At 42.8% G+C, this 16,538-nt stretch carries 7 protein-coding genes; all 7 read right to left on the bottom strand.

Going from position 1 to position 16,538, the window contains the following annotated elements:
• Positions 1-4: 4 nt before the first annotated feature.
• The 7 genes from Q3A68_RS17385 to Q3A68_RS17355 all read right to left on the bottom strand — a co-directional run bounded on the left by Q3A68_RS17385 (position 5) and on the right by Q3A68_RS17355 (position 16,531).
• A complete protein-coding gene (locus Q3A68_RS17385) occupies positions 5-3,580 on the bottom strand; it encodes a VCBS repeat-containing protein (RefSeq protein WP_302902388.1) in 3,576 nt (1,191 codons plus the stop codon).
• A 77-nt stretch (positions 3,581-3,657) separates the two neighbouring features.
• Positions 3,658-5,217: a RagB/SusD family nutrient uptake outer membrane protein gene (locus Q3A68_RS17380; protein WP_302902387.1), complete on the bottom strand. Its 1,560-nt coding sequence runs from the start codon at positions 5,215-5,217 to the stop codon at positions 3,658-3,660.
• A gap of 20 nt (positions 5,218-5,237) precedes the next feature.
• Positions 5,238-8,402, bottom strand: coding sequence for a SusC/RagA family TonB-linked outer membrane protein (locus Q3A68_RS17375; RefSeq protein WP_302902386.1), 3,165 nt, complete (start codon positions 8,400-8,402; stop codon positions 5,238-5,240).
• A gap of 1,218 nt (positions 8,403-9,620) precedes the next feature.
• Positions 9,621-11,105: a glycoside hydrolase family 32 protein gene (locus Q3A68_RS17370; RefSeq protein ID WP_302902385.1), complete on the bottom strand. Its 1,485-nt coding sequence runs from the start codon at positions 11,103-11,105 to the stop codon at positions 9,621-9,623.
• Between the two features lie 21 nt (positions 11,106-11,126).
• Positions 11,127-11,600, bottom strand: a complete 474-nt coding sequence (locus Q3A68_RS17365; RefSeq protein WP_302902384.1) for a TlpA family protein disulfide reductase — start codon at positions 11,598-11,600, stop codon at positions 11,127-11,129.
• Positions 11,601-11,670: 70 nt separating this feature from the next.
• The gene (locus tag Q3A68_RS17360; protein WP_302902383.1) at positions 11,671-13,377 is read right to left on the bottom strand and encodes a RagB/SusD family nutrient uptake outer membrane protein; all 1,707 of its coding nucleotides are present in this window, start codon (positions 13,375-13,377) and stop codon (positions 11,671-11,673) included.
• Positions 13,378-13,387: 10 nt separating this feature from the next.
• Positions 13,388-16,531 (bottom strand): SusC/RagA family TonB-linked outer membrane protein, encoded by a 3,144-nt coding sequence (locus Q3A68_RS17355; RefSeq protein WP_302902382.1) that lies wholly within the window; start codon positions 16,529-16,531, stop codon positions 13,388-13,390.
• Positions 16,532-16,538 lie beyond the last annotated feature (7 nt).

The following is a 16,538-nucleotide window of genomic DNA, read 5'->3' as shown; positions in this document are numbered from 1 at the left end:
GCCGCTACTTAATTTGCGATCTGTCTATCGTTCTTGCTTTTCCATCATCGCTATAAATCGTTATTTGGGTTACGTTCTTATCCATAGTAATAAATCGGGATGATTGCGATAAAAATGAACTGCCATAATAAAACTCCTGCCTGGTGAGTTTGCCATCATTGGTTAATGTGATGGCATAGCTATCATCAGGACGCACATCTAAAAACTTAACTGATTTGTTCAATTCAAAAAGCCGTAGCGGGCCCAGGTGTTCACTTGCTGCCAGCATATATGCATTGTGGGCATTGCGAAGTTTTATCAGGCCTTTGCCGTCGCGCGGCAAATATATCCCGCTTTGCATGATTGATAAAGGCTTAAAGTTTCCTTTGCCATCGCCTTTTAATAACAACCCGTTTAAAGCATCATATCTTCCAATTGAAACATCAGTGCCATAATCATTTCCATTAATCAATAAATCAAGATTACCGTCCCCATCAAAATCGTCGGTTACCATTCCATTTAATGCTGAGACCTGCGCCTCGGCAGGTAACGGAATGATAGTGAATTTACCGTCACCATCGTTCCTGAAATAACATGACCTTAATTCGGTAGCTTTAAGCCGTAGCGCATTTTTCATTTGGTCAGCACTCAGCAAATCCTGCATAGTCGCTTCTGCGTACGATCGATAATTAGTGAATTTTACACGTAAACTTATCATCTGCTTAAAAGCATCCTCCCTGACATTTGCAGGGTATTCTCTTTTTATGCCATCCTTGCCTGGAAGAAACAATGATGGAAATGCGTCAAACCTATTCCTTTTGTCGAAATCATTCGCTGTTATGAAGACCGGAAATTCGTCACTGGCCTGGTAAAGGGTGTTTAATCCTAAATTTCCAGCTATATAATCCATTCGGCCTGTATGCCTGAAATCTCCCGCGATTATTGAATTCCACCATCCGATTTTATTGCTGACATTGCTTTTTGCGGTAGCGTTTACAAACTTCCCACCTATATTTTTTAAGAAAGTTAGCGGCATCCATTCTCCTGCCAATATCAAATCCGTTTTACCATCGTTGTCAAAATCGCTAAAAATGGCGTCGCATACCAATCCGATTTTTTTCAAATCGGGAGCAACCTCATTGGTTACATCTGTAAATTTTACCTTCCCGTTTTTTGTATCGTTCCTGAAAATATAGCTGGTTGATGGCTCCGGGTAGCGCCAGGGCTCAACCCTGCCTGATACAAACAGGTCCAGTTTGCCATCGTGGTTATAGTCAAACGCCCTTACACATAATTTGCTTTTAAAACATGTCGGTAACGCGTTTTCGGCGAGTGTGAAATGTCCCTTCCCATCATTTAAGTACAGCTTATCCTGATAAACCGCGCTGTTTGGTGCGGAGTGATACCCGCTGCCGGTGATATAAACATCCGGGTAATTGTCTCCATTGGCGTCAAATATCAAAACCCCTCCATCAAGACCGAATTTAGGAGCCTGCTCACCTTCCACTAAACTTCTTTGAATGAAAGTACCATCACGCTTTTGCAAAAATACCTGTGCTGGCTCCTTGGCGTTTCCGGCGATGATGATGTCATCCAGTCCGTCTCCATTAATATCTCCTGCCGCAATTGCCGGGCTGTATTCTGAAAGTTTATGCGGCAAAAGCTTTTGAATATTAAAGTCAGCATAATCTGTGTCGCGATGGATGTATTTTACCGCACTTTTGCTTGTGATATTTGTAAATAACGGAGTTTTTATTTGTGCAGGATTTGCCCCCGTATATGTTTGATGAGCATTATTAATGTTTGCAGACAAGGTTTGATCCGCATTTACATTTAAAAATGTTTGTCTGGATTTGTTCGGCCATTTAACAACTATTGAGTCTATGGTGTTGCATTTACCTAATCCAAAATGTGCTATAGGTTGGATACTGGAGAGGTAGCCTCTGTAAGGATTGTTTTCGTACACCTGATGCAAACCGTGCTGATAGTAAATATCAACAAAAGTTCCTATCCCCTCGCGGTTCTGATTGGGTCCTTTAAACGCTACATTGAGATAATGTTGTACGTTTTCTTTATCCTCCGCAGTAGTGTTTTTATAAATTAGGGCTTCATCATTAATATTATTAATGACGAGGTCCAACGCGCCGTCATTATTCAGGTCCGCATACACTGCTCCATTCGAAAAGGTAGGAATACCAAGGCCCCAATCCATGCTTACATCCTTAAATTGCAAACCACCCTGGTTACGAAAAGCGTAGTTGTGAATTTTGACTGACGGTATCTGGTCGAGAATCTCTTTCTTCGGCGCCATAAAAAATGCATTGGACCTATAAGTAATAAAATCGTGATCTGTAACATCGCGGGGATACCCGTTTGTAACGATAATATCCCGGTAACCGTCGTCATCAAAATCGGTTATCATCGGGGTCCAGCTCCAGTCTGTTTGTGCCACGCCGCTTAAAAAGCCAATTTCGCTGAATGCAGGGTGACCGACCTCGTTATTTTCTCCAACAGATGGCCCCTGATTTAACTGGAGCGTATTTCGAACATATTGATACTGATAACCATAGTGGTCGAAATTTTGAATAGTTGTATAGCTACTTGGGCCCGACATCATTTTCTTTCGGTAATTATCGGCAGGATTCATGTCCAGTTCAAATATGTCCGCCAGCCCATCATTGTTTATGTCCTCAATATCCTGGCCCATCGCGTTGAACGAGGTATGCTTAAAATACTCTTTTGACTTGTCGGTAAAAGTGCCATCATGATTATTGATGTATAATATATTATTCGACAAAAAGTCGTTTGAAACATATATATCTTTCCAGCCATCGAGATTAATATCAGCGATAGTGGCAGCATGTCCGTATCCTTCTATTTTAATCCCCGCGGCTAATGACACATCTTTAAACACGGAATGTTTAAGTTTCGGGTCCCAGTCGTTGCGGTACAATCGTCCCATGCTTCTGCCATGCCCGGCAGTATCAATGGGCCTGAACTGGTTTGGGAATTCGGAAGGGTTTGGCTCATTTACGGTCAAATACATATCAAGGTCGCCATCATTATCATAGTCAAAAAAACTGGCCATGGTAGAAAATAACTGAATATCAAGACCATATTCCTTTGCCTCTTCTTTAAATACAGGCACACCGTCTTTACCGACCCCCTGGTTTATATACAGCAAGTTTTGCCGTTTTCCTGCGTCATTTGAAAACGAATTACATACGTATATATCAGGCAACCCATCATTGTTAATGTCAATTACAGAAACACCCTTTCCCCAACGCCCTTTGCCATCTACTCCTGCTTTGGCAGTCACATCGTCAAACCTGAAGTTACCTCTGTTGAGGTATAGCTTATTTGGTACCATGTTGCCCGCGAAATAAATATCCGGCAGACCATCGCCATTAAAGTCACCGATACCAACACCGCCACCGTTATACACAGTGGCATTATCGATAGGATTAATTGAATCGTTTTCTGTAATTAGGTTATTAAACGTGATACCTGAACCGGAGGACGATATTTGCTCAAATAGCGTATGCTTTTTACAAGAGGAAAATAGCGTAGCTATAGTAAAGGCAATAAGAAGTTTCTTCATAAATATAACATAAATATGAGAAAAAACAGGCGGCCTATAGCCACCTGTTTCTAAAAAAAAATTGACACGCTAATTAATTAATAGCCAGGGTTTTGATGTCCGGCGACAAGCGGATTATTATCTAACTCAGATTGAGGTATAGGTAACAATTCATCTCTGTTCGGGTGGAAATTAGCAATCGGCTCGGTAGCAAAGTACCCCGCCTTGCGCCACCTTAAAATGTCGATGTTACGTACTTGTTCATCACCCAACTCTACCATTTTTTCGTGCATTATGGCTTTAACCACATCGCTTTTTGTTGCAACCGGAAATTGAGCTGTTGGATAAGGGGGCATCGCAACGTCCGGCCTTGCGCGCACCATATTAAGGTAGGCTACAGCTCCGGGAATATCACCCAGCTCATTAGCACATTCGGCAAGGTCAAGTAAAATTTCCGAATAACGTATGATACGTTGGTTGTTACCGCCAGGGTGAAAGCCTGCTGTAGCCGCACTTTCCTGGTAGATAAGCATAAATTTACGCCAGCTAATCTTTTTTGTAACGCCATTAACTATAGAAGAATTACCGTTTTGATCCCCGTCAGTTAATACACTTTGGCCATTATTATAAGTGTCGCCGCTCTGGTAAACGCTGTATGAAAAACGCGGGTCTGTTTTGGCAGCGCCTGTAGCTGTATTTTCAAATTCATTCAAATATTTGTTTGAAGGAATTAGGTTTCTCCAGGCAACCGGGCAGTATTCCTGGTTTCTAACAGTGGATTGTGGTTCAGTCGCGCTTTCACCACCCCAGTTGTAATTATTGTCGCCTTTGTCTACAAATACAACTTCGAAAATTGATTCTGAATTAAACTCGGTCGCTAACTCAAAATTATCCAGGTAACGGGCTGTTAAAGAATATCCATCAGCTCCCGTGGTTGGTATTTTAAGGAAAGCAGCTTTAGCGCCGTTAAAATCACCTTTTTGCATTAAAACACGACCGAGCATGGCATTCGCGGCAGCAGCTGTGGCCCTACCTTTGTCGGTTGATGATTTTCCGGGTAATACCGCAGCAGCATCAGTTAAATCCTGAACTATCTGCGCGTAAACTGCATCAACAGATGCACGAGGCTTAAAATCGTTGGGACTTTTTGGAACTGTTGTTACCAGCGGAACACCACCCCACATGCTAACCAGGTCGAAATAAGCCCAGGCGCGTAGAAATTTTGCCTCGCCTACTGATTCCTTCGCATCGGCTACGTTGTCGGTAACATTTGGTGCGTTATCCGTTACAACATTTGCGCGGAATATTACTGTATACCAGCCATTCCAAACTGAGTTCATAACCGAGTTGGTAGGATCGTCGGTATTTTCATACAATTGTCTGCGCGGAATCTCCAATTGGCCACCACCAGGAAAAACTTCATCGCTCCTGGTATCATGCAGGAAAAACCATTCACGGGATACAAGGTTGTTTTGGTGCATAACCGCGTAGATGGCGTTAACTCCGGCCTTCAGTTGCGATGCCGTTTTATAATAATTGCCCGTGGTGAGGTTGTTGGGATCAGATGTATTCAATGCCGATTTTTTGCAGGAGAATACGATCACCGTTATCGCTACCAAGATAACAGTTGACAGTAAATAAATTTTTGTATGTTTCATAATATACAATTTAATGATTGTTAAAATGTTGCCTGTAAACCTACCTGGAACGCTCTTGGAGAAGGATATTGACCGTAGTCTATACCATTTGTAAGTGTTCCGTTTTTGGAGCCGACCTCAGGATCGAGCCCGGTGTATTTTGTGATCGTGAACAGGTTTGTAGACGATAAATAAATCCTCACTTTGTTTACGTAATTACCGGTGGCGGATTTAAGCCAGGTCACTGGCAAATTGTAGCCAAACTGAATGTTTTTTAAGCGAAGGTATGAGCCGTTTTCTACCCAACGGGTCGAAGGTCTTACGTTGCCATTAGGGTCGCCGGAAATAGCCCTCGGGATGTCAGTATTGGTATTGGTGGGTGTCCAGGCCTTGAGCACATTAACATCTGAGTTAAATAACCTGGGCATACCTTCAAGGATGATTTTTTCAGCATTAAATATTTTATTGCCGTAAACACCCTGGAAAAATAAAGAAAGATCGAAATTTTTATAACTGGCAGCATAGTTTAGTGAGTAAGTAAACTTAGGAAGGTAGCTGCCCAGGTTAACCCTGTCGCTCGCATCTATTTTGTTGTCATGATTGATATCCTTAAATTTAATATCGCCCGGAGCTGCATTGGTCTGAGTAGCGTGGCCGCTTACATCAGCTGCATTTTGGAATATGCCTTCTACAACATAACCATAAAAATACTGGATAGATTGACCGACTACGGTGTTAGTAATCGGGCCGCCGCCGCCGAAATCTGCGTCGCCGCCTGCCACTACCGAACCGTTTGCGGTTCCAGTCAATGAGGTAACTTTATTTCTATCTAAACCAAACACACCGGTTATATCATATTTAAAGTCTCCGCTTATTTTATGGTAACCTAGGGTAAATTCAATACCAACGTTTTGCATTGAGCCAACATTTGCAAGCGGGGCTCCAACGCCATCACTCGGCGGCACTGGTACAGTTAAGATCAGGTTATCGGTTTTCCGTTTATAAACCTCCGCTGATAAGGTGAATGTGTTTTGGAATAAACCAAGATCGACACCGATGTTTGTTGATTTGGTTATTTCCCAATGAAGAAAAGGATTACTTAATGCACTATAATAAGATCCGTTACCCGAGTTACTACCGGTTGCCAAATTGCCAAACGGATAGGTTGTGCCACCCGCAGAGACATTCGACACGTAAGGATAATTCCCCAATACAGTTCCATTTATCCCGGTAACCCCGTAACCGGCCCGCAGCTTTAATTCGCTGATTGATTTAATATCCTTCATGAAGCCTTCCTGGTCAACTTTCCAACCCACTGAAACCGCAGGGAAGTTTTCATACTTATGGCCCGGGGCCCAAACCGACAATCCATCACGGCGTAATGAACCGGAAACTAAATATTTCCCTTCAAAATCGTACCCCACCCGGCCTACCAATGATTGTAGCACATTAGTACCATAAGTGTAATTGGTAGTGATGTTTGTGGCGTTGTTAAGTGTGCGTATAATGTTGTTATTTTGGTTACCAAAAGAGTTTTGGCTGTCACTACGGTTGGTTTGCACTTCGTAAACTGCTACAGCCGAAACGTGGTGTTTGTTGAAAGTTCTGTCGAAAGTTAATTGTTGTGTGTACAGCGTAGTCGTACCGCTATTTGTATTTTCGGTTATTGCAGCAAGCGGACTACTTGAAGTACCGCCATCATTATAGATTGGGGTATATTGTTCCTGCCTGTTTGTTCCGTAGTCAATCCCGTATGTAGAATTGAATTTCAACCAAGGGGCAAACTTTACAGTTAGGTAAGCATTGCCATGTATTCCGAAACCAAAATTACGGTTCTCGTTAATCAATGCCTGTTCAACGGGGTTAACCGGGTCGGCGCCATCAAAACTGTTTTGAGGACCAAAAAAACCACCGGGATTATTTGGATTGTAAACCGGTATGTATGGCTGCATTCTTATCACATTGGTAATAGGCGTTCTATTTCCCGGCGGTATCCCAAAACGTTGGCGGGTTTCGGCAACATTGAATGTTTCGCCTATCGTAATAAACTTGTTCAGATTATGCTCAGAATTCATTCGGTAGTTTTTACGGCTGAAACTTGTCCCAACGGTAATACCATCCTGATCAAAATAGCCAGCGGAAGTAAAAAAATGTGAATTCTCATTCCCACCGCTCAATGAGACATCATGTTGTTGCAAAACTCCTTTTTGGAAATAAGCCTTCTGCCAGTCCGTATTGGTTTGTGCGAAAGTTTGGGAAGAGCCCGCATAGATGGGCAGATTAAAGTTTGCGGGTTGCAAACGCGGTGGCACTCCAATACCTGCGGCTCCGTCTAAAGCCCTTTCGTATTGTACATATTGGTTTGTATTAAGGAGGTCATACTGTTTAGTAACTTCCTGAAATCCCGCATACGAATCAAAGCTCAACTGAACCTTACCACTGGAACCTTTCTTGGTTGTGATGATGATAACACCGTTAGTTGCTCTTGAACCGTAGATTGCCGCGGCGCTCGCGTCCTTAAGTACATCAACTGATTGAATATCTCTGGGATCAAGCCCTCCGATAGAACCCGGAAATCCGTCAATAATGTACAAAGGGTCAGCTCCATAACCTATCGAGCTCACACCACGTATCTGAACAATAGGCGCAGTGCCTGGTGAACCATTGTTGGTAACCGTTAAACCAGCCACACGGCCTTGTAAGGCCTGATCGACACCACCAACTGGTAAAGCTGATAATGTTTTGCCGCTTACTGATGAAACAGCACCAGTTACGTTGGCACGCTTTTGCGTTCCGTAACCTACTACAACTACCTCATTTAGTGATTTAGCGTCATTCCTTAACGTTACGTTAATCACTGATTTCCCCGAAACAGCTACTTCTTTTGAACCATAGCCTACAAAACTAAAAACGAGTACTGCCTGGTCGTTTGGAACCTCGATACGGAATGCGCCATTAACATCGGTTCCAACTACAGTAGTCGTGCCTTTTAATGTCACTGTGACGCCAGGAAGCGCTAAACCGTCTTCATCCGTTACCTTACCCGTTATAACCTTGCTTATATCTGATTTTGGTGCATCAGGATTTGTATGCCGAAAATGAGCCGAGCCATTGGCCGCAAACGTGTAATTTATAATAGTAATACATATAAATACTATTATAACCGTCATTCTCATGAAAGTGCTTAGTAAATATTTTTTTTTCATAATTGGTTTATTAATTGAAAAATTGGTAAAAATTCACCCCTGTATTTTCCTGCAGATAAATGCCTCCGAATTGTTGTAATAATGAAACCAGAGATGAGTTAACCCAATCCATGGTTTATATACATTCGATTTTCCGGCAGGCGGTTTTCTTTTGGTTTAATTAAAGGCGGTTTACTTAAATTGGCTGTTCGACCGGTAGGCCATATCAGAATTTAGTTTTGTTTACCTCACGGTCTGTTGATATCGGTACCGGTGTAGTTTACTGCGGGTCACAAACTGTGGCCGGCAAAAACATGGATCATTTAGTCGTATCCTCTCATAAACAAAGCATCTAATGGTTCGCAATCGATTGCAGAATCGGTCCGGGTTATGTTTTTCCTGAATACAACTACTGCATACAGGTCAATCGAATGTTACTTAACGCAAATCGAAATTTGAACAGAACTTGCCGGCCGGCCCTTTGGTTTATTATGTCGGGTCACTGATATTAAGAATTTCAGCACCTTCATGGGAGTAAAATTAGATTTGGCCCCGAATCTTGTAACACATTTTTTACCATAAATAGACAACATTTGTCCAATTATCATAAGTCATAATTGGTACGATGGTAAAACAACTAACAGCGCAGGATCGATCACAAAATTTATTGATATTTTATTGGACAAAGATTCGGTAATCCTAAGGCGTTCAGATATTTTACTGTAAATACGTGTTATAACTTTGCTGAAATGTTTTGTTTTAAAACACTTTCCATCGTTTTTATCATTAATAAAGACGCCTGAACCATTCTATAGAAATAGTATGATCTGTTGGAAGGCTTTGAATGCCATTATGGTTTCTTAGTAGGTTTTACAGATTTGCCAATAATAAAAAGCCCCACTCGGAGGATTGGGGCTAACCATTTGGTTTTTTGCGGCTCCTGAGCCAGTTTTTCCTCTTTCGCATAAAGGTTATGATCTTCGCTCCCTATATAAACAAGACCATTTGATGTCACCTAATAGACGAATGTGTGTCGTTATAAACTCCAATATGAGCGGGCGAGCCGTGAAAAATAGCGGATTGGAAAAGGCAAGTTTGCCAATAGAATTATTGTGGGAGCACATATAAGCTCGTGCATAGTGAATTTTAATTAGTTTTTATTGGCATTAAAAACGCTGCCTGAACCCAGGCAGCGCCTAACTATTTACTAAATCGCAGATCTCACGCTGCAATATTTTTTTACCAAATTGGATTCAATGGTGTCAGTTGTGTTGCTTTTGCTGATTTAAGTGTGAAATCATCATATGGAGTTGATGGGAAGAAAACACCGGTCATTACCGTTTTTCCGCCGTCTGCAAACAACTCTACTGTTGATCTGTCTACTACTAGCAGAAGTTGAGAATTTACTTCTTTTGAAAATCTTGGAGCATAAGCGACTTTCGAAAAGCTTTCGGCAAAATCAACCCTGCCCGATTTTGCCCGGTCTATGAAATATTGATCTTTTGCTTTATCGTAGCCGATAATCAATTTTTCGCCAGATTTATTTGACAAGGTGATGGAGAAATCAGATCCTGTATTCGCACTTACACGCATTAGATATTGTCCCGATAGCCTTTTAGACTTGGTTGATGCTTTCTCTTTGACAGGTTTTTCCAGTAATAAAAAAAGTTCCTTGACTGGCGTTGATCCCACATATATTATTCCATTAGATTCAAACAACGCAAGTTCACGGGGTATGGTCATCGCATTGCGCCATTTTGTGGTAGGCACCTGCTGGGTATAGGCCCAGTTAGCCATCCAACCTAAAAATATTCGTCGATTACCGGTATTGCCCCACGTCACGCCTGCATACTCGTCCGGGCCATAATCCAGCCATCTTGTTTGATCGTCTATTGAAGAAAATCTATTACCATCAAATTGCCCGATAAAATATTGAGTGGCCGACCCTCCGTTTGGCCCACCTGGGTTTAAATTAACGATCAGCACCCAATAGGTTTTTCCATTAAGCGTTAGAGGGAACAGGTCAGGGCACTCCCACACGCCTCCGTGAGCACCAATTTCTTTACCAAACTCGCTTTCCTTTTTCCAATTCTTTAAATCAGGCGACGAGTAAAAGGTGATGTGGTCTTTTGTAGCTAATGTCATCACCCATTTTTTCTCCTTGGCATACCACATGACTTTCGGGTCACGAAAATCGCGGATACCAGGATTTTTTAAAACAGGATTGCCGGCGTATTTTGTCCAGGTCACTCCATTATCAAGGCTGTAGGCAAGGCTTTCATTCTCCGTATTGACACTTCCGGCTTTTTCGGCTTTTGGATCGTGGCTTGTAAAAATTGCAACCAAGGGGCTCTTACCGTTTTTCCCAAAACCCGACGTATTATTTGAATCGACGACGGCACTGCCAGAAAAAATATAACCCAAACTATCAGGATATAATGCAATCGGCAACTCCTTCCAGTGCACCAAATCTTTGGTTGTTGCGTGCCCCCAGTGCATAGGTCCCCAAGTACTACCATTGGGATAATATTGAAAAAACAGGTGGTAAATACCTTTGAAATAAACCATTCCGTTGGGGTCGTTCATCCAATGCGCTTTGGGCGAGAAATGCACCTGCGGGCGGTATTGCTCATGATACTCTTTGGTAACTGACTCTTGCGCTTTTGCAAAATGACAAAGATAACCTACAAATAATAGGCACAGGGTGATTATTTTTTTATACACTTTTATTTAGGTTATAGACGGCTACAGTAGTTTAAATATTTGGGACAAAGCATTTGGATCGTCCTGATACATCAGCAGCTTTCCGTTAGAAGAGAACAATAGCATCGAGGGGTACTGGCGCGGATTAAAATCAGCGATAAATTCATTTCTCAGGTCACGAAGCATTGTCACGTTCCTCTTGCCAATCAGACCAGGGCCATAGGTACTCATAAACCTGGCTATCTTTGCCGGATCATCCAGCGTTATAAGATATATTTCGGCCTTATCGAACTTCTTGTATTGTGAGTTAATCTCGTGCATGGCATGTTGGCAATGCTCGCAGTCAGAGTCAAAAAAAACAAAAAAAGCCTTTTTTTGAGGCAGCATATCCTGCTTTGTAAAGGGCCTCTTGTCCAATCTGTAAAATACAAATTGAGGTACTTGCTGAACCGGTTTCTGAGCCGTCGCAACGTATGATGAAAACAACAACAGGCAGCTGAGAAAGCAATTTTTCATCGATGCTCATTAAATTAGCGGGGCTCCGGCAGTTCAAGCCGGATGCCCCGCCATGGTTAACGGTTAATATTTAATAGCCAGGATTTTGTTTATATAGGCCATTGGTAAACTGAATTTCCGACTGCGGTATAGGCAGATACTCGTCTCTTCCCGCGGTAAATTTCGCTGTGTTTAAAAAAGACCGTCTGCCTTTCTCTACATTGATATAAGCATTCAATGTCGGCTCAGCGATGCCCCAGCGAACCAGGTCAAAGAAACGATCACCTTCGGTGGCAAACTCTAAGCGTCTTTCCCACTGCAAGGCCTTTCTTGCATATGCCTGTGTCCAGTTGGCTGCAGTATAAGGCTGAACATTGTAGTTAGACGGAAAGGTACCATCCAGCTTTTTAAGTCTTCCTGTACTTGCAGCAGCCCGGATTCGAATTTGATTAATTAATGGCAAAGCCTTGGCCGGCTGATTTAATTCGATATAAGCTTCTGCCTGCATTAACAACACATCGTCATACCTAAGCACATCCACATTTTTTGCAGTTCCCATAAATGGTCCAAGCTTAAAGTATGATGAACTGGTGGCTAACTGCTGGCTTCGCATAGTATGAAAATTGCCGTAAACCCCCGGGTCACGTACCCAGCTATTACTAAATGGTTTGGTCGGATCATATTTATAAGGGTGGCCATCGATACCTACGGTGTGATCGATCCGGACGTCGACTGTTTGGGTTGACAAGTCCGCTATGCTATTATTAAATGTATCGAAATTTGGTAATCCATTGACATCGGTAGTAAATGCATTCACCAAGTTTTGGCTAACAGCGTGAAACCCGCAACACCCATATTGCGGAGCACCATGCGGATAATTTAGACCATCTTCAAAATTTAATCGCCCATCGGTGGTGCCATCGTTAATGGTAAATTGAATAGCAAAAATCGATTCCGGGCCGTTCTCTGTTTCTGGTAAGAAATTGTCTGCTATGTCCGGACTAAGTGAGTATTTGCCCGAAGCAATAACGTCCTGAGTGAGATCGACTACTTGTTGCAATCTGGTCTGATCAATATTGGTGACATGGTATGAAGCATCTTGCACATAAGCCTGATACAACCTTACTTTGGCTAAATAGGCTTCGGCCGCATATTTATTTGCTCTGGCCAACTCGGGCTGAGAAGCAGGCAGGTTATCAACTGCATACTGGAAATCATCGGCAATTTTATTCCACGCGTCTTCATCTGATAACGTATTTGATGTTTTCAGGATCTGATCGGCCGTCGCCGTTTCATCAAAGATCGGAACCTGCTTGTAGAGGCGCTTCATGATAAAATAGGAATGCGCCCTCAAAAATCTCAATTCTGCTATCCGGATTTTTTTGTTGGGGAATTGCGCGTCAGATATGGCTTCAACTGCTCTAAGCGCTACGTTTGCCCTTGAAATTGATTTGAACAGGTTCTTCCATGTTCTGGAAATGAACGCATCAAGTGATGGGTTAACTAGATTATAATGCTCCATAGCGTCAATTTCGCCAACATCCCCGGTGCCGCCACCTCCTTTATAAGCATCGTCGGAACGGACGCTTCCATACGCCCAGTTGCTGTAAATCGGTCCGATCATATCTCCGTTTCCGATGCCGGCATACGCGGCTGTAACTAACCCCTCAACAGCAGTTGGCGAAGTCAAATCCGTAGACTTTAATGCACCTTTTGGTGTATAGTCTAATGCTTTTTTGCACGAGCTTACACTAATAAGCCCGGCTAAAGCCGTAATGAATAATATTTTCGTTTTCATATCAGTGAATTTAAAATGAAGCGTTAACGCCAAAGCTTAAGATTTTAGGAACAGGTACTACATCAAGACTTGACCTTTCTGGATCCGGGCCCAGGTATTGCTTGCTTTTAACAACGAACAGGTTTTCACCCATTATAAACACCCTAAGCCTGGTAAAGACTGCGCGTGGCTGAATGGTATAACCGAATTGGATATTCCGAACCTTAAAGTAAGACGTATTCACAATAAAATAATCCGAAGTTCTTGTGGTCTCGTTATTATTATCCTTAAGCGTCAATGCCGGAACGTTGGTGTTCGTATGTTGCGGTGTCCATCCGTTGAATACGCCAGGGCCAACATCTTCCCTGCTATGCATCAAATTGTTGAAGAAGGTATAGGGGTCATATCCTCTCCTTCCGGCTACACCAGATCCGAATATGACCAGATCGAATTTTTTATAGTTCAGGTCAACTCTTGCACCATATTCCAGGGCAGGCAGGGTAGTGCCAATCCAGGTTTGATCGTTTGCATCAATTTTGCCGTCATGATTGGTATCTACATAACGAATTCGTCCGGGGCCTGCGCCAATTTGGGTTGGAGCCGCATCGACTTCAGCTTGTGATTGGAATAATCCGGCAGTTTTGTAACCAAAAATATCAAACTGCGAATGACCGATGATGGTGTTCGCCAGGTTGCCGGGATAGGCAGGCCGCACATCTTCTGGCAACTTGGTGATCTTATCCCTGAAATGAGAAAAGTTTAAAGTAACGTTGTAGTTAAAGTCTCCGCTTTGCTGTCCATGATAAGTCAGGACAAGCTCCCAGCCTTTGTTACTTTTTGAAGCACCGTTTACAGTTTTGCTTTGACCTTCGCCCAATGCTGAAGCAACCGGCGGCGTAATTAATATACCTGTGGTATTTCTTGAGAAATAATCGAATGATCCCGAAATTTTATCGTGCAAGAACGTGAAATCTAAACCTGCATTGATTTCATCGGTTGTTTCCCATTTCAGATCGGGGTTGCCCAACTGGGTCTGTACGAATCCGGATGGCAAAGCCCCTGTGTTGGCGCCGGTTAATGAATACGCAGTACCAATATTCATATATTGCTCCCAAAAACCGGGCGTAAGTTGATTTTGCGTAAAACCATATCGGGCATAATAAAGTGTATAGCGCGACAAATCACCAATTTCTTGGTTACCCACGCGGCCAACACCAAGACGTGCTTTTAGCTGAGAGAAAAGCGTCTGATTCTTCATGAAATCTTCCTGGTCGATCCTCCAGCCTGCGGAGGCCGCCGGAAAAATACCATACTGATTATTGGCACCAAATCTTGAAGAACCGTCACGACGTAGAGTAAGAGCGAGCAAATACTTATTATTATAGTTGTAATCCAGGCGTCCGAACTGCGAGAATAAGCTATGTCCAAGCGACGTGCCAGTTATGTTTGTTTTGCCAGTGCCTGCGTCAAATACGAAATAGTCTTCTGATTGAATGGCAAAATTTTCCTTGTAGGTTGTCAGGTAATCTGTAAAAGTTTTAATGTACTCCGTACCCGCTAAAATCTTGAAGTGATTATTTTTATTCAGATCGAAATCATACCGGATGGTGTTTGACCAGGTTGTGCTTAGATAGTGGTTCTGATCATTAAACAGGCTATTTGTAGTGCGGTTTAACGCCCCCTCTGAAAATGTCGGGCTAATTACCTTCGCTAAATAATTTGCATTATCTGCACCGTAATTAGACTTGATATACAGGTTTTTGATCGGTTGTATTTCTAAAAATATATTTCCAAAAGTCGTCAATCGGTTGGTATTATTCCATTTTGCGAGATCCTGCATGTGCAGCGGATTATTCCTATCAGAATAGCCGGCGCCCAATTCACCTGCATAGGTAGTTCCGTCTTTTTGGTAAACTGGTATTGTCGGAGCTAAGTTAACTGCCAAGGCTGTTGTAGTCGCTCCTCCCAAATCTTTTGTTGGAAGCGTCTCATTAGAGTTGGCTATTTTTATGCTCGCGCCAAACGTAGCTTTGCCATTAAATGCGCGGGTGATAGCATTGATGCTGCCGGAATTACGAACATACCTGGTAAATTTGACAAGGCCATTATTGGTAATATGTCCGAAATTTATGTCAAGCGATGAGTTTTTGTTGCCTACTGTCGCTGTAAAATCGTTATTTGTCGCAATAGCTGTTTTATACAGTACGCTTTGCCAATTGGTGTCACCGACGGGAGTGTTTGGGTCACCGCCTACAAATGGTTTGGGCGTAACGCTGTTTAAAACGGGATTATTATAATCATTGTTCCAATCAAAAGTATATATGTCACCATAACCATCGTTAGGGTTCGTATGATCATTTACCGAGGCCTGCCATAAAGCTTTTCCCCGGTCTACAGCATTGAGCACTTTGTAGCGCAATGATTTTTCAGATTCAACTGACGTGGTACTGTTGAACTGGAATTGAACCTTACCCTCGGTATTTCCTCCGGTTTTCGTAGTGACGATTATCACGCCATTAGATGCACGTGCACCATATATTGATTCGGCGGATGCATCCTTGAGCACCTGTATAGAGGCAATGTTTGAAGGTGACAGGCTTTGGAATACTTCGGGACGGGTTGTTGGTATACCATCGATGATATAGAGCGGATCATTATTGCCCAATGTATTTGCTCCGCGGATCAATATTCTGCTTGTCGCGCCATTAACGGATCCATCTTTTTCGATATACAGGCCCGCAACACGGCCTTCCAGAGCCTGCATGGTGTTTCCGGAACTGTTATTTTTAACAGCTGACAGGTCAACCACCGCTACCGAGCCGGTCAGGTCTTTCTTCTTTTCAGTGGCATAACCTGTAACGATGACCTCGTTCAAGTCAGTTGCATTCGCTTTTAAGACAATCCGAAGGTTTTGCTGGCCTTCAGTAATCTTGTAAGTAGCGGTTTGATATCCTATAAAGCTCACCTTAAGCATCTGACCTGTTGCGGCACTTATGGTAAACTTTCCGTTTGCATCGGTTACTGTACCGGCGCTGGCGCCGATTACCGACACAGTCACCCCCGGCAGTGGTAACGATGTTGTATCAGTTACCGTACCAGTTACCGGGCGGATTTGTGCGTTCGCGAGTCCAGTCGTCAGGACAAGCAACGCGAAAAAAAGTAATAATCTTCTCATTTAGTTT

The sequence above is a fragment of the Mucilaginibacter tolerans genome (assembly GCF_030519375.1).
Lineage (GTDB): Bacteria > Bacteroidota > Bacteroidia > Sphingobacteriales > Sphingobacteriaceae > Mucilaginibacter.
Note: the sequence above shows the minus strand (reverse complement) of the source record. Positions and strands in the feature narration are given on the sequence as shown.